The following is a 22946-nucleotide window of genomic DNA, read 5'->3' as shown; positions in this document are numbered from 1 at the left end:
TGGCCCCGGCCGATCATGGGTGGTAACGCTCGACGCACACTCGTCCGGTGACCGCTGTGAGAAGCCCTGGGGTGTCAGGTCTCCTCGGTGAGCTGCTCGTCCAGGTCGTCGAAGAGCAGCTCGGAGTGGTCCACCTGCCCGGTCCGGTAGGCGGAGCGGGCCACCAGGTGGGCGGCGACGGGGCCGGTCATCAGCTGGAAGAAGCCGATCAGCGCCAGCGTGGCGAGGTCCATGCCGCTGCGCAGCCGCAGCGCGACCCCGGCGAGCACGATGAGCATGCCGAGGGCCTGCGGTTTCGTCGCGGCGTGGCTGCGCGAGAGGACGTCCTTGAGGCGCAGCATGCCGACCACCCCGAGCAGGCAGATCGCCGCGCCGAGCAGTACCAGCGCCGCGCCCGCCGTGTCCAGGATCTGGAGCCAGACGCTCATGAGGCGCCGCCGCCGTCGTTCCGGCCGGGGCGGCGCGGATGGCCGGGCGGCCGGTCGCGTACGGCGATGAAGCGGGCGATGCCGACCGAGCCGGTGAAGCCGAGGAAGGCGAGCACCAGCATGATCGGGAAGTAGAACGGGTCGCGGGCGAGCGCCGACTTGGCGCCGAGCCCGGCGATGATCAGGGCGGCGCAGACGTCCAGGGCGATGGCCCGGTCCAGCATGGAGGGCCCGCGCCGGACGCGGGCGAGCAGGGCCGCGCCGGCGATCACGATGAGGACGACGGCTGCGACGATCAGCACCCGGTCCACGGTCTGGGGCGCGCTCATGGCCTGTCCTCCTGGTCGTCCTGCGGGGGGCCGGTGTGGGGTGCGGGCGGGGGCGGGGCGGCGACGCGCTCGATCTCGTCGCGGGTGCCGAAGGCCCGTACGATCAGTTCCTCGGTGCGCCAGACGGACCGCTGGGCCGCCGCCAGTTCGGCGGGCCGGCCGTCCAGGATGTGCACGAAGACGGTGGCGGTGGCGCGGCGCACCTCGACGACCGAGCTGTCGGGCACGTTGGAGACCGCGACCGCGACGGCGGTGAGCATCAGGTCGGAGCGGCAGCGCAGCGGTACGGCGATGACGGCGGCGCGGCGTGTGCGGCTGCCGTGGATCTGCCGGGTGACCTTCATGCCCGAGGTGTACATGTCGTAGAGGAGGTAGCCGGCCAGCCGCAGCATGCCCCAGGGGTGCAGCCGCAGCCCGAGGTCGACCCTGGGCAGTGGGAAGGCGAGGCAGACGGCCACCGCGACCAGGGCCCCGGTCAGCAGGTTGGCCCAGTTCGGGCTCGACCAGAGCAGCACCCAGATGAAGGTGAGCCAGGCGATCAGCGGCAGGTCCAGGACGCGCCGGCGGCGGCCGCCGAACGCGGCGCTGAAGGGCGGCAGGTCCTTGTTCCGGAACGAGAAGGTGACCAGGCGTCTCACCGTCCGAGCACCTCCTGGGTGTAGGGCGTGCGGGCGATGAGTTCGGCGGCGGCGCGGTCGGTGTACGAGGTGAGCGGGCCGCCGAACACGGTGAAGGCGAGGCCGAGGGCGACCGCGGCGCCGGTCGCCCAGGTCATCGGGCGGGGCAGCACGCTGGTGGTGGTGACGGCGTGGCCGTGGAGGGTGGCGGCGACGGCGAGCCCGGCCGGCTGGTGGCGGAGGCGCACGCCCTCGTCGCCGGTGCCGGCGATCCGGTCGGGGCCGGTGTCCTCGTCGTCGTCGTCGCTGTCGTCGTCGGATTCCAGGACGGTGCCGGTGGCGGCCTGGCCCGGCGGGGCGGCCCGCCAGAAGGCGAGGTTCCAGACCTTGGCCATCACGTACAGCGTGAGCAGGCTCGTCACGGTCGCGCCGACGACGAGAATCCAGGCCCACACCCCGCCCTCGGCGACCCCGGCGCGCATCAGGCCGAGCTTGCCGATGAAGCCGGACAGCGGGGGGATGCCGGCCAGGTTCATCGCGGGGACGAAGAAGAGGACGGCGAGCGCGGGGGCGGCGCGGGCGATGCCGCCGAGCCGGGTGAGTTCGGTGGTGCCGCCCCGGCGCTCGATGAGCCCGGCGACCAGGAACAGCGTCGTCTGCACGGTGATGTGGTGGACGACGTACACGATGGCGCCGCCGTACGCCTGACGGGTGGCCAGGCCGATGCCGAAGACCATGTAGCCGATGTGGCTGATCAGGGTGAAGGAGAGCAGCCGTTTGAAGTCGGTCTGGGCGACGGCGCCCATGATGCCGATGACCATCGAGGCGAGCGCCGCCGCCATCAGCAGGTCGCCGAGCCGGTTGCCGGGGAAGAGGAGGGTCTCGGTGCGCAGCATGCAGTAGACGCCGACCTTGGTGAGCAGTCCGGCGAAGACGGCGGTCACGGGGGCGGGCGCGGTCGGGTAGGAGTCGGGGAGCCAGGCGGCGAGCGGGAAGACGGCGGCCTTGATCGCGAAGACCGTGAGCAGCATGGCCTGGATGAGGGTCTGGACGCCGAGCGGGAGGCCGGGGAGGCGTTCGGCGAGCTGGGCGAAGTTGGCGGTGCCGGTCGCCGCGTACGTCATGGCGATGGCGGTGAGGAACAGCATCGAGGAGAACAGCGAGATGATCACGTACGTGGAGCCGGCGCGGATGCGGGGTCCGGTGCCGCCGAGGGTGAGCAGGACGAAGCTGGCGACGAGCATGATCTCGAAGCCGACGTAGAGGTTGACCAGGTCTCCGGCGAGGAAGGTGCAGGAGACCCCGGCGACCAGGATCAGATAGGCGGGGTGGAAGACGGCGACCGGTGTCTCCTCGTCCCGGTCGGCCATGCCCTGGCCCAGGGAGTAGACGAGGACGCACAGGGTGACGGCCGAGGAGACGGTCAGCATCAGCCCGGAGAGCCGGTCGGCGACGAGGGTGATGCCGAGCGGCGGCGCGAAGTCGCCGAGGTGCACGGAGAGCGGCCCGTTCCGGTCGGCGGCGATCATCAGCGTGACCGAGAGGCCGAGGACGGCGGTGAGCACGGCGACGCTGACGAAGCGCTGGAACCATTTGAGCCGGGTGCCGAAGGCGAGGCTCAGGCCGGTCGCGCACAGCGGGAGCAGGACCGGCAGCGGGACGAGGGCGTTCATCCGGTGTCTCCCGGTTTCGGGGCGTCGGGGTCGGTGGTTCCGCTTTCGCCGCCGTCCCCGGTCGCGGGGCGGTCCTCCGGGTCGGCGCCGAGGATGTCGTGCCACAGGTCGCCGGTGGCGTCGCGGCCGCGGGCCTGGAGTGCGCGGTCGGCGCGCAGCCGGGCCCGCAGCCGGCGGCGCTCCTCGCGGTAGCGGCGGCGGGCCTCGTCGCTGCGGTCGCCGTCGGCCCGGAAACGGGCGCGCAGTTCGTCGCGTTCGTCCAGCACTTCGGCGCGCAGGACGATGCGCCGGTCCTCCAGGTCGTCGTGGACCTCGTCGGTGCCGGTCAGCTGGTGGCCCCGGTAGGCCATGGCGAGCAGGAACGCGGTGGTGGCCAGGGTGATGACGATCGCGGTGAGGGCGATGGCCTGCGGCAGCGGGTCGGTGACCAGGGAGAGGTCGACGCCGTAGAGCAGCGGTTCGCGGCCGGCGGTCCCGGTGGCGGACAGGACGAACAGGTTGATGCCGTTGCCGGCGACGACCGCGCCGAGCAGGATGCGGGTGAGGGGCCGGGTCAGCATGAGGATGCCGCCGACCGCGCACAGGACGGCCGCGGTGGCCAGGAGCGAGGCGCTGACGGTCACGGGGTCGCCTCCCCGGTCTGCGGGCCGGGTTGCGGTCCGGTCCGGCGGGCGGCGGCCTTCTCGGCGGCGGCGCGCTCGATCTGGCGGTCGATCTTGGCGCCGAGGGCCCGCACGATGTCCAGGACGACGCCGAGGACCAGCAGATAGACGCCGCAGTCGAAGAGGACCGGGGTGCCGAACTCGAAGTCGCCGAAGACCGGCAGGTGGCCGTGGTACGTCCAGGCGTGCAGGACCGTTCCGTCCCGGAGGCCGAGGAGGGCGACGCCGGTGGAGAGGAAGAGGCCGAGGCCGGTGAAGAGGCCGGGTTGCAGGGGCGCGGCCTCGGCGAGTTCGAACCGGCCGCCCGCGAGGTAGCGGGTGATCAGGGCGAGGCCCGCGACCAGGCCGCCGACGAAGCCGCCGCCCGGCATGTTCTCGGCGCAGAACAGCAGGTAGACGGAGAGTACCAGGATCGGGTGGAACAGCAGTCGCGCGATGACCTCGAAGACGACGGACCGGTGTTCGGGGGCGAGGGTCTCGCCGGCCGCCAGCCAGCCGCGTTCGGGCGCGCCCTCGTCGCCGTGCGGCACCCCGGCCAGCGGTTCGCCGGTCACGGACCAGGCGGTGCGGCGGCGTTCCCCGGCGGGTACGGCCGGCCGATCGGCGGGGGTGGCGCGCCCGTCGGCGGGTGCGGCGGGGCCCTCGACGGGCGCGGCTCGTCCCTCGGCGGGCGCGACCGGTCCCTCGGCGGGTGCGACCGGTCCCTCGGCGGGTGCGACCGGTCCCTCGGCGCGGCGGTGCAGATAGAGGAGGCTGGTCACGCCGATCGCGGCGGCGGCGAGCACGGCGGACTCCCCCATGGTGTCCCAGGCGCGCAGGTCCACCAGGATGGTCGCGACGACGTCCTTGAGGCCGTGGTGCGCGGTCTCCTCGACCATGGCGGCACCGGCCGGGGGCGCGGTGCGCGCGGCGGCGGCCACCCAGACCACCACGCCGAGGGTGGCGGCGGCGGCCAGGGCGACCGGGACGCGCACGGCCCGCCGCCAGCTGCTGACGGACTCCTGGAAGTGGACCGGCATCCGCCGCAGGACCAGGACGAACACGATCATCGAGACCGTTTCCACGCAGAACTGGGTGAGCGCCAGATCCGGCCCGCCCTGCACGACGAACAGCAGCGCGGTCCCGTAGCCGGTGAGCCCGGCCAGCACCACGGCCTTCATACGCCGCCGCACGGTGAGGCAGAGGAGGGCCGCCGCGCAGGTCAGGGCGGCGACGGCGCCCTGGAGCGGGACGTCCCAGAGCCGGGGCGCCGGGGCGCCCCGCCAGGGCTGGTCGGCGATGAGCACGGAGAGCTGTCCGGCGAGCATCACCAGCAGGGTGGTGGCCAGGTAGACGGAGAGGGAGCCGCGCTGGACGAAGCCGGTGACCTGGAGGGAGAGGCGTTCCAGGCCCAGCAGCAGATGGCCGAAGACGGCGTCGGCGGTGGGCCAGGCGACGCGCCGGGAGAACCGCGCGACCCGGCCCCGGGCGGCGAAGAGCACGGCGCCGCCCACCGTGGCCGCGGCGGAGAGCAGCAGGGCGGTGCCCCAGCCGTGCCAGAGCGCGAGGTGGTAGGGGTGGGCGGGGGCCGGGAAGGTGTCGGCGTAGGCGCTCAGCAGCCGGTCCGTCCGGCCGACGCCGGGCCCGAGCACCAGGCCGCAGAGCGCGAGGACGGCGGGCGCGGCGAGGAAGGCGGGCCCGACGCGGTGCACGGGGGTGTCGGGGACGCCGGGCTTGCGCAGGAAGCCGCCCCACAGGAAGCGGGCGGTGTAGGCGACGGTGAGCGCCGAGCCCGCCACCGTGATGCCGAGCGCCCAGCGGTCGGCGGTGTCGCCGTGCAGCAGCGCCTCGAACGCGGACTCCTTGGCGGCGAAGCCGAGCAGCGGGGGCAGGGCGGCCATGGAGCACCCGGCGAGCACGGCGACGGCGCACACATGGGGCAGGGCGCGGCCGACGCCGGAGAGTCTGCGCAGGTCACGGGTGCCGGCGGCGTGGTCGACGATGCCGGTGACCAGGAACAGCGGGGCCTTGAAGAGGGCGTGGGCGAGGATCATGACGGTGGCGGCGAGCGCGGCGTCCCGGTTGCCGACGCCCGCGAGCAGGGTGAGGAAGCCGAGTTGGCTGACGGTGCCGTAGGCGAGGACGATCTTGAGGTCGTGCAGGCGCAGGGCCCGCCAGCCGGCGAGGAGCATCGTCGCGGCGCCGAGGACCATCACGACGGGCCGCCAGCCGGGCACGTCGGCGAAGGCGGGGGCGAGCCGGGCGACCAGGTAGACGCCGGCCTTGACCATCGCGGCGGCGTGCAGATAGGCGCTGACGGGGGTGGGCGCGGCCATGGCGTTGGGCAGCCAGAGGCTGAACGGCCAGACGGCCGATTTGGACAGGGCCCCGCACAGGATCAGCAGGACGGCGACCTGGACGGCGGTGCCGGCCGGGGGCGGGTCGGCGAGGATCGCGGAGATCCGGTAGGTGCCGGCCTGCCGGCCGACGATCAGGAAGCCGATCAGCATGGCGAGGCCGCCGAGCGTGGTGACGGTCAGCGCCTGGAGGGCGGAGCGCCGGCTGTGCCGCTGCTCGCTGTCGTACCCGATGAGCAGGTACGAGAAGACGGTGGTCAGCTCCCAGAAGACATAAAGGGTGATCAGGTCGTCGCTGAGGACGAGGGCGAGCATGGCCCCGGCGAAGGCGAGGAGGTTCCCGGCGAATCCGGCGAGACGGGGCGTCGTGTCATTGAGAGCCTCTGTGCAGACCCCCGTCCGGACCCGGGCGCGGGTCTGCACAGAGGCTCTGAAGTAGGAGGCGCAGTACAGCAGGACGAGGGTGCCGACCCCGGCCGCGAGCAGCACCATCAGTTCGGCCAGAGCGTCCAGGCGCAGCGAGACGGAGACGTCGTAGGCGGGCAGCCAGGCCCAGGTCCAGTCGGTCGCGGAGCCCGAGGCGGCGGCGTCCCAGCGGGTGAACGCCCAGCAGGTGGTGGCGGCCGGGGGCAGCGCGAGGACCAGGAAGGCGCGGGCGCCCAGCCGTCCCACCAGCGGGCGCGCGAAGGCCGCGAGGACGAAGTGGGCGGCGATGAGCGCGATCATACGGCGGGGTTGCGGAGCTCGTCGGCCGGGGGCGGGGTGCGGGGGGCTGCGGAACGGACAAGGGGCACCGAATACAGATATATCCCCGACCGCGCCTCACCCGTACGGCGCGCCGCAAGCGGTGGGGATCATGCGCCCGACCGATGTTGCACAGGTGAGCCCAGTTTCATTCCGTTTTTGCACTGTGACTAATATCTAGCCGTCCTCGTACCCAATGGATTTGACCAGTCGTTGACTGGCACCACGTCAAGGAGCATGCCCTGCGCACGCGCGCGTCACGGCGGAGCAGCTCGACCACTATGTCGCTGCGGACGGCCCTGCTTGTACTGGCCGTCGTACCCGGTGTAGCCCTGGCCGCCCTCTGGGCCGTCACCAGTGGTCAGACTCTGCTCGACTTCCAGAAGCAAGCGGCCCAGGGGCAGTTGGCCCAGAAGGCCGGCCAGCCGTCCAACATCGTGTATTACAACCTTCAGGAGGAGCGCCGGCTCAGTGCCGAGGCGCTGGCGCGCGGCGGTGGTCCCACCGACGCCCTGCGTGAGCAGCGCAAGCTCACCGACGACGCGATCGCCGGATTCCAGTCCCTGTCCGACATCGACACCGATGACGCCCCCGGCGAGGTCCGGGACGCGGTCCGGGGAGCCCGTACGGCGATCACCCAGCTCCCGGCGCAGCGCACACTCGTCGACGAGGGCGACAACGACCAGCAGAAGGCCGTGTACCGCTACTACACGGACCTGATCGCCGTGGACCTGAAGCTGTTCACCGCGCTCAGCCATGTGGACGACGGCCGGGTCACCACGACCTCGCAGCCGCTGGTCAACCTCTTCTGGGCCAAGGAGATGATCTCGCGCTCGGATGCCCTGCTCGCCCGCGGCTGGGCCTCCGGAAAGCTGAGCACCGCCGATCTCCGGGAGGTCCGGCAGTCCGTCTCCGCGCAGTCCTTCCAGTTCGCGGCCCATGTCATCCCCTACCTTCCGGCGGAAGAGAAGGCCGCGTGGGAGAAGCTCTTCGCGGATTCCGCCTGGGAGGCCAAGACCCGGGTGGAGAACCAGGTCCTGCGGCAGGCCTCGCCCGACGGTGACGGATTCGTCCGCCTCGGGGCCGAGGAGGCCGACTGGCGCGGCGCGATGGACGAGGTCACACCGCAGCTGGTGAAGCTGATGGAGCAGCGCACCGACGCGGTGGTCGCGGTGGGCAAGGACAGTGTCATCTCGCTGCTGATCCGGGTCGTCCTGACCACGGTCGTCGGCCTGATCGCGGTCATCGCCGTCATCTGGTTCACCTGGCGTCTCTCCCGCAACCTGCGCCGCCGGATCAGCGGACTCCAGGAGCGGGCCGAGGAGCTGGAGCGGGCGCTGCCCGAGGTCATCGAGCGACTCGGCAAGGGCGAGCGCATCGACGTCGAGGCGGAGGCCCGTGCCATCGGCAGCGAGGGCGACGGCGCGTCCGACGAACTGGCGCAGCTCGGCAACGCGCTCGACCTGGCCCGCACCAGTGCTCTGCGGGCGGCCGTCGAACAGGCCGACCAGCACCGCGGCTTCGAACGGCTGCTCCAGCGCATCGCGCGCCGCACCCAGCAGCTCATCGGCCAGCAGCTGAAGAAGCTGGACGAGCTGGAGCGCAAGCACGAGGACCCGGAGGTGCTGGACGGCCTCTTCGACCTCGACCACCTCACCGCCCGCCTGCGGCGCTACGAGGAGAACCTCGTGATCCTCGCGGGCGGTTCCCCGCACCGGCGCTGGCGCAAGCCCGTCGCCCTGCTGGACGTCATGCGCTCCGCCCAGGGCGAGGTGCAGGACTACCGCCGCGTCGTGCTGGACCTGGACGGCTCCCCCTGGCTCTCCGAGCGGGCCGTCGGCCCGGTCTCGCACGTCCTGGCCGAGCTGATCGAGAACGCGCTGGCCTTCTCCCGGCCGCCCAACCCCGTCGAGGTCCGGGCCGCGCAGGTCAGCCGCGGCCTGGCCATCGAGGTCGAGGACCGCGGGCTCGGCATGGAGAAGGAGCAGCTCGCGGCGGCGAACGAACTGATGAGCCGACCGCCCCGGATGGACGTGCTGGCGCACGCCGACGACATCCGCCTGGGCCTGTACGTGATCGCGCGCCTCGCCGACCAGCACGGACTGCGGGTGGAGTTCCGCAACTCCGCGTTCGGCGGTACCCGTGTCGTCGTGCTCGTCCCGGACTCGCTCACCGTGCCCGGCCCGCACGCCGGTCCGGTGGCCGTCCCGTCGCCCGTGGCCGAGGACACCGCCCCGGCTCCGGAGCCCGCCCCGCTGCGCGACTCCGACGCGCTGCCCAGCCGGGGCCGCGGCCGGGCGCTTGCCGGGGTGACCGCCCTGCACGCGCCGCGCGCGCCGCAGGACGCGCCCCTCCCCGACCGGGAGGAGCCCGCACCGGCCGGCACCCACGCCTTCGGCGAACCCGAGCCGGCGCAGGCGCCGTACGCCGGGGCCGACGCCCCGTACGGCGGTACGGACGGGCATGCCTACGGCCACCAGGACGATCCGTACAACGGCGCCGTCCAGAACGCGTACGCGGACGGGGGGCAGCCGTACATGACGACCGAGGGGCAGTACCCGGTGGCGGGCCGGACCTACCCGGACTCCGGCGAGCCCTACGGCGCTCCGCAGCAGTCCTACCCGGACACCTACCTGTCGGACGAGCTGGACGCGGACGGCTTCCCGGTGACGCTGCCCGGCCCGCCGAAACCGGCTGCCGGACATCCCGGACAGGCACCGGCCGGACCCGGCCCCGCGGACCACTCCGGCACGGACTACCCGGCGGCGGACTACTCCGGATCGGGCTACTCCGGATCGGACTACTCCGGCACCGGCTTCCCGCGCGCGGACGTCGCCGGGCCGGACGCCCACCGGGTGGAGCCCGTCCCGCCGGCGGTGCCCGGCGGGGAGCCCCCGCTCCCCCGCCGGGTGCGTCAGGCCAGCCTCGCCGACGAACTGCGGATCGCCCCGGCCGCCCCGGCCGCGACGGACCGCCCGTCGAGCCGACCCGACCATGCGGCGCCCCGGCCGGCACCCCACCGGGCCGGCGCCGCCATCGGAGCCTTCCAGCGTCGTTCCCGCGCCGCCCGCGCGAACGAGGAGCCGTCGAAGCCCGATCCCTCCACCCCCCTCTTCACGGGAGAAGAACGGACATGACACGCACAACCGCCACCCGCCAGGACCTCGACTGGCTGCTCGACAACCTCGTCGACTCGGTGGCCGAGACCCGCAACGCCGTACTGCTCTCCGACGACGGTCTGGTGGTCAGCCACTCGCACACCGTCGAGCGGGCCGACGCCGAACGGCTGGCCGCCATCTGCACCGGCCAGCAGAGCCTGGCCCGAGGTGTGGGCCAGCTCTTCGGGGGCGGCGCGGTACACCAGGTGATCGTCGAGCTGGCCGACCTGTGGCTCTTCATCATCTCGGCCGGCCAGGGCACGCATCTGGCCGTCGTCGCCTCGCAGGAGGTGGACGCCGAGGTCATGTCGCTCGCCATGCACAACCTCGTCCTCCAGGTCGGCCAGAAGCTCAGCACCCCGGCCCGTGGCGACTTCGACGCCTTCGGCACCGGGCCCCGGGCGTGATCGGGCGCTGGCCCTACCGCGAGGGCGACGAGTTCGACGACGGGGAGGACGGGGCGGGCACCATGGTGCGCCCGTACACCATCACCCGTGGCCGGACCGCGCCCGAGCGGGACGACCTCACCCTCATCACGGTGCTGACGACCGCGCACGATCCGCGCGACGCGCACGGGGCGCCGGTCCGGCCGGGCCGGCTCCAGCCCGAGCACCGGATGATCCTGGACCGCTGCCGCCACCCGGCGGCGGTCGCCGAGGTCGCCGCCGGCATCGATCTGCCGGTGTCGGTGACCAAGATCCTGCTGGCCGACCTGGTCGCCACCGGCCTCCTGATCGCGCGGGCCCCCCTGTCGGTGGCCCGCGCGTCCGGCGGTGCCGACATGACCGTACTGGCCGCTGTTCGCGACGGACTCCGGAGACTCTGAGCCAACATGACCACCAGTCAGACGGCGCCCACCGCCGTCAAGATCCTGATAGCCGGCGGCTTCGGCGTCGGCAAGACCACCCTCGTCGGCTCGGTCAGCGAGGTCACGCCGCTGCGCACCGAGGAACTGCTCACCCAGGCCAGCGTCGGCGTCGACGACCTGGCCGGCGTCGCGCAGAAGGACACCACCACCGTGGCCCTGGACTTCGGCCGGATCACGGTCAGTCCGGAACTCGTCGTCTACCTGTTCGGCACCCCCGGCCAGGAACGCTTCTGGTTCATGTGGAACGACCTGGTCAACGGCGCCCTCGGCGGTGTCGTGATCGCCGACACCCGGCGGCTGGAAAGCAGCTTCGCGTCGATCGACTTCTACGAGAGCCGGGACATCCCGTTCGTCGTCGCGATCAACTGCTTCCACGGCCACAACACCCGCACCCCGGACGAGATCCGCACCGCCCTCGACCTCGACCCGCATGTACCGCTGCTGGTCGGCGACGTGCGCGAGCGGTCGTTCGGCCGTGACGTGCTGCTGGCCCTCGTGGACCACCTCATGAGCCTGCCCGTGGCGGCCGGCTGAACCGGGACCGGTTTCCCCGGCCCCTCCCCTTCTTCCCGCTCTGGAGAGACTTCCCATGGCAACACCCCTGCGCGTCCTGATCCACGGCGGCGGCATCGGCGGGCTGACGCTCGCCACCGCCCTGGCCCGGCGCGGCCACACCGTCGAGGTCGCCGAACTGCGCGACCGGCTCGACGCCCTGGGCGTCGGCATCATCCAGCCGTCCAACGCCCTGCACGTCATGCGTGAGATCGGGGTACTCGACGCGTGCCTGGAGGCCGGCTTCGAGTGGGAGGTGCTGACCATCGCGGACCCGGCCGGCAACACCCTGGCCGAGATACCGCAGCCCCGCATGGGCGACGCCCCCTCCAACAACGGCATCCCCCGCCCGGCGCTCGCGCAGGTCCTGGGCGCGGCGGCCTCGGCGGCCGGCGCGAAGATCCGCTTCGGCTCGACCATCACCGACCTCACCGACGACGGCGAGGGCGTGGACGTCACCCTGTCCGACGGCTCGACCGGCCGCTGGGACCTCGTCGTCGGCTTCGACGGCATCGGCTCGCCGCTGCGCACCCGGCTGTACGGCGACCGCTACGTCCCCGAGTACACCGGCTTCGCCAACTGGCGGGTCACCGTGCCCCGGCAGGAGCAGGTGCGGGGCGTCGTCATGGGCACCGCGGGGCAGGCCGCCAAGGCGCTGCTCACCCCGATCACGGACGAGCTGATGTACCTGGGCACGGTCTTCGCCGAGGCCGCGGAGTTCCGGCCGGACCCGGAGCGGGCGCACGAGCAGCTCAAGGAGCGGCTGGTGATGTTCTCCGGTCCGGTCGCTCAGGCGCTGGACGCGGTCACCGGCCCGGAGAGCGTGGTGTACTCGCGGATCTCGCAGGTGACGGTCGAGGAGCCGTGGCACGTGGGCCGGGTGGTCCTGGCCGGCGACGCCGCGCACGCCAGCACCCCGCACATCGCGCAGGGGGCGGCGATGGCCGTGGAGGACGCGCTGGTGCTGGCCGAGTCGCTGGACGCCGAGGCGGATGTCGCGGCGGCGCTCGACGCGTGGGAGGCCCGGCGCCGGCCGCGCGCCATGTGGGTGCAGGCGATGTCGCGCGCCGTGCTCAAGCAGGAGACCGGCGGCGAGACGACGCCGGAGGAGGACGAGCTGCTGAAGATCGGCATCCCCGGCGCGGCGCACGTCCTGGTGCAGCCCTACTGAGCAGACGCCACTCGGTGCGCGAGCGCCCCGCCGTCCCGGTGTCCGGGCCGGCGGGGCGTTTTCCGTACGCGGACCGGTCGCGCCGGTACTCGGGTCAGGGCAGGACCGCGATGCCGTCCAGCTCGACCAGGGCCTGTTCGTCCCAGAGGCGGGCGGCCCCGATGACGGCCATCGCCGGATAGTCGCGCCCGGCCAGCCGGCGCCAGGTCCGGCCCAGTTCGGGGGCGTGGGCGCGGTAGTCGGCGACGTCGGTGGCGTAGACCGTGACCCGGGCCAGGTCCGCCGGGGAGCCGCCGGCCGCGCGCAGGGCGGCGAGGAGGTTGCCGAGGGCGGTGGCGAACTGCTCGGGCAGGGTCTCGCCGACGACGCCGCCGTGCCGGTCCAGGGCGGTCTGCCCGGCCAGGAAGACGAGCCGGCCGCCGGTGGCGGTGACCGCGTGCGAGAAGCCGGCGGCGGGCGAGAGTTCGTGCGGGTTGATGCGGTGGATGGGGCTCATGCGGTCGGCTCCCGGTTCGCGTACAGCTCCTTGGCGATGATGGTGCGCTGGACCTCGCTGGCGCCCTCGTAGATGCGCGGGGCGCGGACCTCCCGGTAGAGGTGTTCGAGCAGATGGCCGCGGCGCAGGGCCCGCGCGCCGTGCAGCTGGACGGCGGTGTCCACGACGTACTGCGCGGTCTCGGTGGCGTACAGCTTCGCCATGGCGGCCCGGCGCGGCACCCCGGGCTCCCCGGCGTCGTGGGCGGCGGCGGCCGCGTAGACCAGCAGCCGGGCGGCCTCGGTGCGGGTGGCCATCTCGGCGACCTGGTGGGAGACGGCCTGGAGCCCGGCGAGCGGCCCGCCGAAGGCGGTACGGGTGGCGGTGTGCTCCACGGTGGCGTCCAGGGCGGCCCGTGCCATGCCGAGCGCGAAGGCGCCGACGCTGGGGCGGAAGAGGTTGAGGGTGTCCATGGCCACCCCGAAGCCCCGGTCCGGCGCGCCCAGCACGTCGTCGGGGGCGACCCGGACGCCGTCGAACGCCAGGGCCCCGATGGGGTGCGGGGAGAGCATCTCCAGGGGGGTGCCGGTCAGGCCGGGGCGGTCGGCGGGAACCAGGAAGGCGGTGACGCCGCGGGCGCGGGCGCCCGGTGTGGTGCGGGCGAAGACCGTGTAGAAGTCGGCCTCCGGCGCGTTGGAGATCCAGCACTTCTCGCCGGTCAGCCGCCAGCCGCCGGAGTCCGGGGCGGCGTCGAGCGCCAGGGCGGCGGCGTCGGAGCCGGCGCCCGGCTCACTGAGCGCGAACGCGGCGACCGCGCGGCCGGCCCGGACCTCGGGGAGCCACCGCTCGCGCTGGGCCGCGGTGCCCGCCCGGAGCACCGGGAAGCCGCCGAGGCCCTGGAGCGCGAGGGCGGTCTCGGCCTCCGTACAGCCCCGGGCGAGCGATTCGCGCAGCAGGCACAGGTCGAGGGCGCCCGAGCCGAACAGCCGGTCGAGCAGGCCCAGCTCGCCGAGGGCGGTGAGCAGCGGGCGGTTGACGTGCCCCGGCCGGCCGCGCGCGGCGAGCGGGGCCAGCCGGTCACGGGCCAGGGTGCGCAGCTCCTCGCACCAGGCGGTCTGTGCCGGATCGAGCGAGAATGCCGTCATACCGGCGCCTCTCTGGTCGAATCGATTGCCTCAGCATCTTTATCGCGGACCGTTGACTACCGTCACCCAAACGATACGCTCCAGGAGCGAGCAGGGGGCTACAAGGGGGCGATCCTTCATGGACCCGAGAACCTCAGCGCACATCGACGGCTTCGCCGGGAAGCATCTGCCACCCGCGGAGCAGTGGCCGGAGCTGCTCTTCGACCTGCCCGAGCTGCACTACCCGGACCGGCTCAACTGCGCCGCCGAACTCCTGGACCGCACGGCCGACCGCCTGGGCCCCGACCGCCCCGCCTTCCGCACACCGGACGGCGGCGTGCTGAGCTACGGGGAGCTGCGGGACCTCGTGGACCGGATCGCCCACGTCCTCACCGAGGACCTGGGGGTCGTCCCCGGCAACCGGGTCATGCTGCGCGGCCCCACCACCCCCCGGCTGGCCGCCTGCTGGCTGGCGGTCCTGAAGGCGGGCGCGGTCGCCGTCACCGTACTGGCGCAGCAGCGGGCCGCCGAGCTGGCCGCCATCTGCTCCCTCGCCCGGATCAGCCACGCCCTGTGCGACGCGCGGTCGGTCGACGACCTGGCGCTGGCCCGGGTGCCGGGGCTGCGGATCACGGCGTACGGGGGCGAGGGGCCGGACGACCTGCTGCGGCTGGCCGCCGGCCGGCCGGGCCGCTACCGGGCCGTGGACACCGCCTGCGACGACGTGGCGCTGATCGCCTTCACCTCGGGCACCACCGGACGGCCCAAGGGCTGTATGCATCTGCACCGCGATGTGCTGGCGATCGCCGACACATTCGCGCGGCACATCCTGCGGCCGGCACCCGACGACGTGTTCGCGGGCAGTCCGCCGCTCGGGTTCACCTTCGGCCTGGGCGGGCTGGTGGTCTTCCCGCTGCGGGCGGGCGCGTCGGCGCTGCTCCTCGAACAGGCCGGGCCCAAGCAGTTGCTGCCCGCGCTGGCGGAACACCGCGTCTCCGTGCTGTTCACCGCGCCGACCGCGTACCGGCTGATGCTCGACCGACTCGACGGACACGACCTGTCCGCGCTGCGGCGGTGCGTCTCGGCGGGCGAGAACCTGCCCGAGGCGACCTGGCACGCCTGGCACGAGCGGACCGGGCTGCGAATCATCAACGGCATCGGCGCCACCGAGCTGCTGCACATCTTCGTCTCCGCCGCCGACGACGCCATCCGCCCCGGCACCACGGGCGTCCCGGTCCCCGGCTGGCAGGCGCGCGTGGTGGACGGCGAAGGGGAGCCGGTGCCCGATGGCGAGCCGGGGCTGCTGGCCGTGCGCGGCCCGGTCGGCTGCCGCTACCTGGCGGACGACCGGCAGCGGGAGTACGTACGGCACGGCTGGAACATCACCGGCGACACCTATGTGCGCGACCCGGACGGCTACTTCCGCTATGTCGCCCGCGCCGACGACATGATCATCTCCTCCGGGTACAACATCGCGGGGCCCGAGGTGGAGGAGGCCCTGCTGCGCCATCCCGAGGTCGCGGAGGCCGCCGTGGTGGGGCAGGCGGACGAGCTGCGCGGGCGGATCGTGGCGGCGTACGTGGTGCGGCGCGAGGGGTCCGCGCTGACGGCGGACGCGCTGCGGACGTTCATGCGGGCGGAGCTGGCCCCGCACAAGTGCCCGCGCCGGATCACGTTCCTGCCGGCCCTCCCCCGTACCGGCACCGGGAAACTGCAACGGTTCAGGCTCCGCACGGAGGAAGCGGGTGCGGACGGGGCCGGTGCGGGGGAAGCCGGTGCGGACGGGGCCGCGCGGGACCGACAATGATCACATGGTCGAACCGCACACCCCCCGTTCACTGATCGTCACGCTCTACGGGGCGTACGGGCGCACCCCCGGTGACGAGCCGATGCCGGTGGCCGGGCTCGTCCGGCTGCTGGGCGCGGTCGGCGTGGACGCGCCCGCCGTACGCTCGGCGGTCTCCCGGCTGAAGCGGCGCGGGCTGCTCGTGGCCGCGCGCACGGCGGACGGGGCGGCCGGCTACGCGCTCTCGGCGGACGCCCGCCAGCTCCTGGACGACGGCGACCGGCGCATCTACCGGCATCCGGAGCCGCCTCTCGCGGACGGCTGGGTGCTGGTCGTGTTCTCGGTGCCGGAGGCGGAGCGCCACAAGCGGCATCTGCTGCGCTCGCGCCTGTCCCGGCTGGGGTTCGGCACGGCCGCCCCCGGTGTCTGGATCGCCCCGGCCGGGCTGCGCGACGAGACCCGGCACACCCTGGAGCGCCTGGGGCTCGACCCGTACGTGGACCTGTTCCGGGGCGACCATCTGGGCTTCACCCCGACCCGCGAGGCGGTGGCCCGCTGGTGGGACCTGGACGCGGTGGCCCGGCTGCACCACGGCTTCCTGGACCGTCACGAACCGGTGCTGCGGGCCTGGGAGGCGCGCGGGGACGGGGCGGCGGACCCGGAGGCGGCGTACCGGGACTACCTGACGGCGCTGGACTCCTGGCGCCGGGTGCCGTACGCCGATCCGGGCCTGCCCCCGGCGCTGCTGCCCGCCGACTGGCCGGGCGCCCGCTCGGCCACGGTCTTCCGGCTGCTGCACGACCGGCTGCGGGACGCGGGGGCGGAGTTCGCGCACCGGAAGTGACCCCGTGGCGGCGGCGCGCCCGGCTCAGTCCAGGGTGAGGCGGGGCCCGGGGGCGTCGGTGCGGCCGGTCGGCGGGCGGCGGCTGCCCGCGCGGTACGGCAGGGGCCAGGGCGCGCCCGGTCCGCCGTAGCCCTGTTCGGCCGCCGCGTGGAGCGTCCAGTGCGGGTCGTACAGATGGGGCCGGGCCAGGGCGCAGAGGTCGGCGCGGCCGGCCAGCAGCAGCGAGTTCACGTCGTCCCAGGAGGAGATCGCGCCGACCGCGATCACCGGCACGCACAGGGTGTTGCGGATGCGGTCGGCGTACGGGGTCTGGTAGGAGCGCCCGTACTCGGGCCGCTCGTCGGGGACGACCTGGCCGGTGGAGACGTCGAGGGCGTCGGCCCCGTGCGCGACGAAGGCGCGGGCGATCTCCACGGCGTCCTCGGCGGTGGTGCCGCCCTCGGCCCAGTCGGTGGCGGAGATCCGGACGGTCATCGGGCGGTCGTCGGGCCACTCGGCGCGGACGGCGTCGAAGACCTCCAGCGGGAAGCGGAGCCGGTGGGCGAGCGGCCCGCCGTAGGCGTCGGTGCGCCGGTTGGTGAGCGGCGAGAGGAAGCCGGAGAGCAGATAGCCGTGCGCGCAGTGCAGTTCGAGAAGGTCGAACCCGCAGCGGGCGGCGCGCCGGGCGGCGGCGGCGAACTGCTCGCGGATCTCGTCGAGCCCGGCCCGGTCCAGGGCGTGCGGGACCTGGCTGACGCCGGCGGTGTACGGGAGCGGGGAGGCGGCGGCGACCGGCCAGTTGCCGTGGTCGAGGGGCTGGTCGATGCCCTCCCACATGAGCTTGGTGGAGCCCTTGCGGCCGGAGTGCCCGAGCTGGACGCCGAGGGCGGTGCCGGGGGACGCGTGGTGCACGAAGCCGGCGATCCGGGCCCAGGCGGCGGCCTGTTCGTCGGTGTAGAGGCCGGTGCAGCCGGGGGTGATGCGGCCCTCGGCGCTGACGCAGACCATCTCCGTCATGACGAGTCCGGCGCCGCCGAGCGCCCTGGCGCCGAGGTGGACGAGGTGGAAGTCGCCGGGGACACCGTCCTCGGCCACGTACATGTCCATCGGCGAGACGACGACGCGGTTGCGCAGCTCCAGGCCGCGCAGCCGCAGCGGGGTGAACATCGGCGGGGTGCCGGACGGGCAGCCGTACTCCTCCTCCGCTCCGGCCGTGAACGCGGCGTCGCGCAGCCGCAGGTTGTCGTGGGTGACGCGGCGGCTGCGGGTGAGGAGGTTGAACGCGAACTGGCGGGGCGGCTGGTCCACGTACGTGCCCAGCTCCTCGAACCAGCGCAGGCTGGCCGCCGCCGCGCGCTGGGTGGATTCCACGACGGGCCGGCGCTCGCTCTCGTACGCGGCGAGCGCGGCCGGCAGCGAGGGGTGCTCCTCGACGCAGGCGGCGAGCGCGAGGGCGTCCTCCACGGCGAGCTTGGTGCCGGAGCCGATCGAGAAGTGCGCGGTGTGCGCGGCGTCGCCGATCAGGACGGTGGGGCCGTGCGACCAGTGGGCGTTGACGACGGTGCGGAAGGTGAGCCAGCCGGAGTTGTTGGAGCGCAGCGGGCGGTGGCCGAGGGCGCCGGCGAAGATCCTGGCGCACGCGCGGATCGACGCGGCCGGGTCGGGCACGTCGAAGCCGGCCGCCCGCCAGACCTCCTCGCGCATCTCGACGATGACGGTGGAGGCGTGCGGCGAGAACGGGTAGGCGTGGAGCTGCATCACGCCGTACGGGGTCTCGGCGATCTCGAAACGGAAGGCGTCCAGGGCGAAGTCGGCGGCGAGCCAGATGTAGCGGCAGCGGTGTCCGGTGATCCGGGGGCGGAAGACGTCCGCGTGGGCCTGGCGGGTGGCGCTGTGCACCCCGTCGGCGGCGACGACCAGGTCGTGGGTGGCGGCGAGTTCGGCGGCGGGCGGGGCGGGGGTGCGGAAGCGGAGGTCCACGCCGAGCCCGGCGCAGCGCTCGTGCAGGATCTCCAGGAGCCGGCGGCGGCCGAGCGCGGCGAAGCCGTGGCCGCCGGAGGTCTGGGTGTGGCCCCGGTGCACGATGTCGATGCCGTCCCAGCGGACGAACTCGTTCCGCAGCGCGCGGTGGACGACCGGGTCGGCGTGTTCGATGCCGCCGATGGTCTCGTCGGAGAGGACGACGCCGAAGCCGAAGGTGTCGTCGGGGGCGTTGCGTTCCCAGAGGGTGATCCGGCGGTCCGGGCCGAGGCGTTTGAGCAGCGCGGCGGCGTAGAGGCCGCCGGGGCCGCCGCCGATGACCGCGATCCGCTGCGGGCCGGTCATTTTCCGCGCCAGGCGGGCGGCCGCTTCCCGGTGAACGCGGCGTGGAACTCGGTGTAGTCCTCGCCGTGCATGAGGAGGGCCTGGGTCGCGGCGTCCATCTCGACGGCGGCGGCCAGCGGCATGTCCAGTTCGGCGGTGAGCAGCGCCTTGGTCTGGGCGAGGGCGAGCGAGGGCCCGTCCGCGAGGCGGCGGGCGAGCGCGCCGGCCGCCTCGTCGGCACGGCCCTCGTCGGTGAGCTCGCTGATGAGGCCGATCCGTTCGGCCTCGGGGGCGCGGACGGGTTCGCCGAGCATCAGGAGGCGGGTGGCGTGGCCGAGGCCGACGACGCGGGGCAGCAGATAGGCGGCGCCCATGTCGCCGCCGGAGAGCCCGACGCGGGTGAACAGGAAGGCGAACCGGGCGGTGGGGTCGGCGACGCGGAAGTCCGCGGCCAGGGCGAGCACGGCGCCGGCCCCGGCGGCCACCCCGTGCACCGCGGCGACGACGGGGAACGGGCACTCGCGCAGCGCGCGTACCACCTGGCCGGTCATCCGGTTGAAGTCCAGCAGTTCGGCGGTGTCCATCGCGAGGGTGGCACCGATGATCTCGTCGACGTCGCCGCCGGAGCAGAAGCCGCGCCCCTCGCCGGCCAGCACCAGGGCCCGGACGGCGCGTTCCCGCGCCAGCTCGGCCAGCAGATCGCGCAGGTCGGCGTAGGCGCCGAAGGTGAGGGCGTTGAGTTTCTCGGGGCGGGCGAGGGTGACGGTGGCGACGCCGTCCGCCTCGGTGACCCGCAGATGGCGCCAGTGCCGCGTACGTGGTGCGGAGCCGGTGAACGGACTCATGGCGGGGTGTCCCCTTCGGCCGTCGCTGCTTCCCGGCCTCGAATTTATCACCGTTGCGTGACTTCCGTCACGAGTGCACGATACCGGGAGCGCCGGTCGGGTCCCTTGTGCCGGTCCCGTGACGAACGTCCTCTTCGTACCGGGCGGCGAGCTCTTGTCCGGGACGCCGGGCTTCGTAAGGTGGGGAGCACAAAGTCTTGAGCGCGGAAACGTCTGAGCCCAGGACCCGCGCTCACCCGAACGGAAACCCCTCGTGCCGCCCGACGGACCGCCACCCCCCTCCTGGCGCATCTCCCTGCCGCATTCCACGGCCGCCGTGCCGATCGCCCGTGCGCTGATCCGCTCGGTGCTGACGGACATCGACGCACCGGCCGACAGCGACACCGCCGAACTGCTGACGGCCGAGCTGGTCGCCAACGCGGTGGAGCACACGCCCGGCGACGAGCCCATAGAGCTGGTGGTGGAGCTGCTGCCGGCCGGCTGCCAGGTGGAGGTGCACGACGGAGACCCGGCCCCGCCCGGCGATCTGTCCCGCCCGGAGCCGGAGGACGTGCCCGACCCGTGGCAGGAGCACGGCCGGGGGCTGCTGCTGATCCGCACGCTCAGCTCGTCGTGCGGCCACCGCCCGACGGAGCGCGGCAAGGCGGTGTGGTTCCGCCTGCCGCCCGTGGCGTCCTAGAACGCGCCCCGGAGGTCCGGGGTCACGCGCCGGCCATGGTCGCCACCAGGACGGCCTTGATCGTGTGCATGCGGTTCTCCGCCTCGTCGAAGACGACGGAGTGCGCGGACTCGAACACCTCGTCGCTGACCTCCAGCTCGCTCAGCCCGTGCCGCTCGTGGATCTCACGCCCGACCCCGGTGCCGAGGTCGTGGAACGCGGGCAGGCAGTGCATGAACTTCACCCCGGCGTTGCCGGTGGCCCGCAGTACGTCCATGGTGACGGAGTACGGCGCGAGGGCGGCGATGCGGCTGTCCCAGACCTCCTTGGGCTCACCCATGGAGACCCAGACGTCGGTGGCGACGAAGTCCGCGCCCCGCACGCCCGCGGCCACGTCCTCCGTGAGGGTGACCCGCGCCCCGGACTCCTCGGCGAGCGCGCGGGCCTCGGCGACGACCGTCTCGGCGGGCCAGAACGCCTTGGGCGCGACGATGCGCACGTCCATGCCGAGCAGGGCGCCGGTGATCAGGTAGGAGTTGCCCATGTTGAAGCGGGCGTCGCCGAGGTAGGCGAAGGCGATCTCCGTCAGCGGCTTGTCGCTGTGCTCGGTCATCGTCAGCACGTCGGCCAGCATCTGGGTGGGGTGCCAGTCGTCGGTGAGCCCGTTGAACACCGGCACTCCGGCGTACGCGGCCAGCTCCTCCACGACCGCCTGGCTGTCGCCCCGGTACTCGATCCCGTCGAACATCCGGCCGAGGACGCGCGCGGTGTCCTTGACGGACTCCTTGTGCCCCATCTGCGACCCGGAGGGGTCGAGGTACGTGGTCGCGGCGCCCTGGTCGGCCGCGGCGACCTCGAACGCGCACCGGGTGCGGGTGGACGTCTTCTCGAAGATCAGCGCGATGTTCCGGCCGGTCAGCCGCCGCGTCTCCGTCCCCGCCCGCTTGGCGGCCTTCAGCTCGGCGGCCAGATCGAGCAGACCGCGGAACTCCGCGGCCGTGAAGTCCAGCTCCTTGAGGAAGTGGCGGCCTGCGAGTTCTATGGCCATGGTGACTGCTCCTGGGTCGGGCTGCGGACGCATACGGTAACTCTGGAACTGTATACGACGCAATGCATCGCTATACAGAGACGTCTCGCGGTACGGACGCCCCGCAGCCGGTCACACGGGGTCCCGGACCACCGGGCAGCTCATGCAGCGCGGACCGCCCCGGCCCCGGCCCAGCTCGCTGCCGAGGATCTCTATGACCTCGATGCCCTCCCGGCGCAGATGCGTGTTGGTGGTGGAGTTGCGCTCGTAGGCGACGACGACGCCGGGCTCGACGGCCAGCACATTGCAGCCGTCGTCCCACTGCTCCCGCTCCGCCGCGTGCACGTCCTGGGTGGCGGTCAGCACCCGGATCGAGTCCAGCCCGAGCGCGTGGGCGATGGCGGTGTGCATCTGCTCGGGCGGATGATCGGTGACCTTGAGGTCGCGCGGCCCGTCACCGGGCTCGATGGTGTACGAGCGGAGCATGCCGAGGCCCGCGTACTTGGTGAAGGCATCCCCGTCGACCATGGTCATCACGGTGTCCAGATGCATGAACGCCCGCCGCTTGGGCATGTCGAGCGCCACGATGGTCCGGGCCGAACCCGCGTCGAACAGGCCGCGGGCCAGCATCTCCACGGCCTGCGGGGTGGTGCGCTCGCTCATCCCGATGAGCACGGCGCCGTTGCCGATGACGAGGACGTCGCCGCCCTCGATGGTGGACGGGTAGTCGTCCTGCCCCTGGGACCAGTGGTGGAAGGCGCCCGCCTCCGGCCCGGTGAACAGCGGGTGGTGACGGTAGATCGCCTCGAAGTGGACCGTCTCGCGCTGCCGGGCCGGCCAGCGCATCGCGTTGATGGACACCCCGTCGTAGATCCACGCCGAGGTGTCGCGCGTGAAGAGGTGGTTGGGCAGCGGCCCGAGCAGGAAGTCGTCCAGGTCCATGACGTGGAAGCGCACCGAGACCGGCTCCCGGTGGCGCTCCAGGAACTCCCGCTTGGTCATGCCGCCGACCAGCGCCCCGCACAGGTCGGCCGCGGGCAACTCCTCGAAGGCGGCCCGCAGATGCTCGGTGGCGAGCGGACCGTACTCCTTCTCGGCGAAGACCCGGTCCAGCACGAGCCGCCGGGCGACCGGGATCTCCAGCGCCTCGCGGAGCAGATCGCCGAAGAGATGCACCTCGACGCCCCGGTCGCGCAGCACGTCCGCGAAGCCGTCGTGCTCCTGGCGGGCCCGGCGCACCCAGAGCACGTCGTCGAAGAGCAGTGTGTCCTTGTTGGTCGGCGTGAGCCGTTTCAGTTCCAGATCGGGGCGGTGCAGGATGACGCGGCGCAGCCGCCCGGCCTCGGAGTCGACATGGAATCCCATG

Annotated in this window: 20 protein-coding genes; 8 read left to right on the top strand and 12 right to left on the bottom strand. The window is 73.4% G+C overall.

The features are described from left to right. Window positions 1-74 precede the first annotated feature (74 nt). The 6 genes from mnhG to DNK56_RS28945 are packed head-to-tail and all read right to left on the bottom strand — an operon-like array spanning window position 75 to window position 6771. On the bottom strand, window positions 75-428 hold the full coding sequence (gene mnhG, locus DNK56_RS28970) for a monovalent cation/H(+) antiporter subunit G (RefSeq protein ID WP_111338727.1): 354 nt from the start codon (window positions 426-428) through the stop codon (window positions 75-77). Further along, window positions 425-757 (bottom strand): monovalent cation/H+ antiporter complex subunit F, encoded by a 333-nt coding sequence (locus DNK56_RS28965; RefSeq protein WP_111338726.1) that lies wholly within the window; start codon window positions 755-757, stop codon window positions 425-427. Before DNK56_RS28965 ends, mnhG begins: the two co-directional genes overlap by 4 nt. Beyond that, window positions 754-1395, bottom strand: coding sequence for a Na+/H+ antiporter subunit E (locus tag DNK56_RS28960; protein WP_111338725.1), 642 nt, complete (start codon window positions 1393-1395; stop codon window positions 754-756). The genes DNK56_RS28965 and DNK56_RS28960 overlap by 4 nt, the downstream gene beginning before the upstream one ends. Continuing rightward, window positions 1392-3047 carry a Na+/H+ antiporter subunit D gene (locus tag DNK56_RS28955; protein WP_111338724.1) on the bottom strand — a complete coding sequence of 552 codons (1656 nt, stop codon included), beginning with the start codon at window positions 3045-3047 and terminating at the stop codon, window positions 1392-1394. The genes DNK56_RS28960 and DNK56_RS28955 overlap by 4 nt, the downstream gene beginning before the upstream one ends. Further along, on the bottom strand, window positions 3044-3670 hold the full coding sequence (locus DNK56_RS28950) for a Na(+)/H(+) antiporter subunit C (protein WP_241990115.1): 627 nt from the start codon (window positions 3668-3670) through the stop codon (window positions 3044-3046). Before DNK56_RS28950 ends, DNK56_RS28955 begins: the two co-directional genes overlap by 4 nt. After that, window positions 3667-6771, bottom strand: a complete 3105-nt coding sequence (locus DNK56_RS28945) for a Na+/H+ antiporter subunit A (RefSeq protein ID WP_111338723.1) — start codon at window positions 6769-6771, stop codon at window positions 3667-3669. The genes DNK56_RS28950 and DNK56_RS28945 overlap by 4 nt, the downstream gene beginning before the upstream one ends. Before the next feature lie 299 nt (window positions 6772-7070). On the opposite strand from DNK56_RS28945, the gene DNK56_RS28940 reads away from it, so the two are divergent. The 5 genes from DNK56_RS28940 to DNK56_RS28920 are packed head-to-tail and all read left to right on the top strand — an operon-like array spanning window position 7071 to window position 12538. Continuing rightward, window positions 7071-9926, top strand: a complete 2856-nt coding sequence (locus DNK56_RS28940) for a sensor histidine kinase (RefSeq protein WP_111338722.1) — start codon at window positions 7071-7073, stop codon at window positions 9924-9926. Then, window positions 9923-10354: a roadblock/LC7 domain-containing protein gene (locus DNK56_RS28935; RefSeq protein WP_111338721.1), complete on the top strand. Its 432-nt coding sequence runs from the start codon at window positions 9923-9925 to the stop codon at window positions 10352-10354. The genes DNK56_RS28940 and DNK56_RS28935 overlap by 4 nt, the downstream gene beginning before the upstream one ends. Then, window positions 10351-10773: a DUF742 domain-containing protein gene (locus DNK56_RS28930; RefSeq protein WP_111338720.1), complete on the top strand. Its 423-nt coding sequence runs from the start codon at window positions 10351-10353 to the stop codon at window positions 10771-10773. Before DNK56_RS28935 ends, DNK56_RS28930 begins: the two co-directional genes overlap by 4 nt. Window positions 10774-10779: 6 nt before the next feature. Next, window positions 10780-11349 (top strand): GTP-binding protein, encoded by a 570-nt coding sequence (locus DNK56_RS28925; RefSeq protein ID WP_111338719.1) that lies wholly within the window; start codon window positions 10780-10782, stop codon window positions 11347-11349. A 55-nt stretch (window positions 11350-11404) separates the two neighbouring features. Further along, on the top strand, window positions 11405-12538 hold the full coding sequence (locus tag DNK56_RS28920) for an FAD-dependent monooxygenase (RefSeq protein WP_111338718.1): 1134 nt from the start codon (window positions 11405-11407) through the stop codon (window positions 12536-12538). Window positions 12539-12632: 94 nt separating this feature from the next. Here the strand turns inward: DNK56_RS28920 and DNK56_RS28915 are convergent, their stop codons facing one another. After that, a complete protein-coding gene (locus DNK56_RS28915; protein ID WP_111338717.1) occupies window positions 12633-13034 on the bottom strand; it encodes a RidA family protein in 402 nt (133 codons plus the stop codon). Continuing rightward, complete coding sequence (locus tag DNK56_RS28910; RefSeq protein WP_111338716.1) at window positions 13031-14158, bottom strand: acyl-CoA dehydrogenase family protein; 1128 nt, start codon at window positions 14156-14158, stop codon at window positions 13031-13033. The genes DNK56_RS28915 and DNK56_RS28910 overlap by 4 nt, the downstream gene beginning before the upstream one ends. Before the next feature lie 118 nt (window positions 14159-14276). On the opposite strand from DNK56_RS28910, the gene DNK56_RS28905 reads away from it, so the two are divergent. Then, window positions 14277-15944, top strand: coding sequence for an AMP-binding protein (locus DNK56_RS28905; protein WP_111338715.1), 1668 nt, complete (start codon window positions 14277-14279; stop codon window positions 15942-15944). A gap of 4 nt (window positions 15945-15948) precedes the next feature. Further along, complete coding sequence (locus DNK56_RS28900) at window positions 15949-16767, top strand: PaaX family transcriptional regulator (protein ID WP_111339657.1); 819 nt, start codon at window positions 15949-15951, stop codon at window positions 16765-16767. 24 nt (window positions 16768-16791) lie between these two features. Here the strand turns inward: DNK56_RS28900 and DNK56_RS28895 are convergent, their stop codons facing one another. Further along, window positions 16792-19071, bottom strand: a complete 2280-nt coding sequence (locus DNK56_RS28895; RefSeq protein WP_111338714.1) for a bifunctional salicylyl-CoA 5-hydroxylase/oxidoreductase — start codon at window positions 19069-19071, stop codon at window positions 16792-16794. Further along, the gene (locus DNK56_RS28890; protein ID WP_111338713.1) at window positions 19068-19895 is read right to left on the bottom strand and encodes an enoyl-CoA hydratase family protein; all 828 of its coding nucleotides are present in this window, start codon (window positions 19893-19895) and stop codon (window positions 19068-19070) included. The genes DNK56_RS28895 and DNK56_RS28890 overlap by 4 nt, the downstream gene beginning before the upstream one ends. 253 nt (window positions 19896-20148) lie before the next feature. Here DNK56_RS28890 and DNK56_RS28885 point away from each other — a divergent pair, with 253 nt between their 5' ends. Then, a complete protein-coding gene (locus DNK56_RS28885) occupies window positions 20149-20574 on the top strand; it encodes an ATP-binding protein (protein ID WP_111338712.1) in 426 nt (141 codons plus the stop codon). A 22-nt stretch (window positions 20575-20596) separates the two neighbouring features. On the opposite strand, the gene argF is transcribed toward DNK56_RS28885, so the two are convergent. Continuing rightward, complete coding sequence (gene argF, locus DNK56_RS28880) at window positions 20597-21601, bottom strand: ornithine carbamoyltransferase (protein WP_111338711.1); 1005 nt, start codon at window positions 21599-21601, stop codon at window positions 20597-20599. A 111-nt stretch (window positions 21602-21712) separates the two neighbouring features. After that, window positions 21713-22945 carry an arginine deiminase gene (locus tag DNK56_RS28875; protein ID WP_111338710.1) on the bottom strand — a complete coding sequence of 411 codons (1233 nt, stop codon included), beginning with the start codon at window positions 22943-22945 and terminating at the stop codon, window positions 21713-21715. Window position 22946: the final 1 nt, after the last annotated feature.

This window comes from Streptomyces sp. AC1-42W, from assembly GCF_003248355.1.
Taxonomy (GTDB): domain Bacteria; phylum Actinomycetota; class Actinomycetes; order Streptomycetales; family Streptomycetaceae; genus Streptomyces.
This window is presented reverse-complemented; position numbering and strand designations above follow the sequence as displayed.

Excerpts from the sequence above, each read along its gene's own strand:
- DNK56_RS28875 (WP_111338710.1), bottom strand. The coding sequence starts at position 22,945 with ATGGGATTCCATGTCGACTCCGAGGCCGGGCGGCTGCGCCGCGTCATC.
- DNK56_RS28945 (WP_111338723.1), bottom strand. The coding sequence starts at position 6,771 with ATGATCGCGCTCATCGCCGCCCACTTCGTCCTCGCGGCCTTCGCGCGC.
- argF (WP_111338711.1), bottom strand. The coding sequence starts at position 21,601 with ATGGCCATAGAACTCGCAGGCCGCCACTTCCTCAAGGAGCTGGACTTC.
- DNK56_RS28935 (WP_111338721.1), top strand. The coding sequence starts at position 9,923 with ATGACACGCACAACCGCCACCCGCCAGGACCTCGACTGGCTGCTCGAC.
- DNK56_RS28925 (WP_111338719.1), top strand. The coding sequence starts at position 10,780 with ATGACCACCAGTCAGACGGCGCCCACCGCCGTCAAGATCCTGATAGCC.
- DNK56_RS28940 (WP_111338722.1), top strand. The coding sequence starts at position 7,071 with ATGTCGCTGCGGACGGCCCTGCTTGTACTGGCCGTCGTACCCGGTGTA.
- DNK56_RS28920 (WP_111338718.1), top strand. The coding sequence starts at position 11,405 with ATGGCAACACCCCTGCGCGTCCTGATCCACGGCGGCGGCATCGGCGGG.
- DNK56_RS28905 (WP_111338715.1), top strand. The coding sequence starts at position 14,277 with ATGGACCCGAGAACCTCAGCGCACATCGACGGCTTCGCCGGGAAGCAT.
- DNK56_RS28910 (WP_111338716.1), bottom strand. The coding sequence starts at position 14,158 with ATGACGGCATTCTCGCTCGATCCGGCACAGACCGCCTGGTGCGAGGAG.
- DNK56_RS28955 (WP_111338724.1), bottom strand. The coding sequence starts at position 3,047 with ATGAACGCCCTCGTCCCGCTGCCGGTCCTGCTCCCGCTGTGCGCGACC.
- mnhG (WP_111338727.1), bottom strand. The coding sequence starts at position 428 with ATGAGCGTCTGGCTCCAGATCCTGGACACGGCGGGCGCGGCGCTGGTA.
- DNK56_RS28915 (WP_111338717.1), bottom strand. The coding sequence starts at position 13,034 with ATGAGCCCCATCCACCGCATCAACCCGCACGAACTCTCGCCCGCCGCC.
- DNK56_RS28890 (WP_111338713.1), bottom strand. The coding sequence starts at position 19,895 with ATGAGTCCGTTCACCGGCTCCGCACCACGTACGCGGCACTGGCGCCAT.
- DNK56_RS28900 (WP_111339657.1), top strand. The coding sequence starts at position 15,949 with ATGGTCGAACCGCACACCCCCCGTTCACTGATCGTCACGCTCTACGGG.
- DNK56_RS28965 (WP_111338726.1), bottom strand. The coding sequence starts at position 757 with ATGAGCGCGCCCCAGACCGTGGACCGGGTGCTGATCGTCGCAGCCGTC.
- DNK56_RS28895 (WP_111338714.1), bottom strand. The coding sequence starts at position 19,071 with ATGACCGGCCCGCAGCGGATCGCGGTCATCGGCGGCGGCCCCGGCGGC.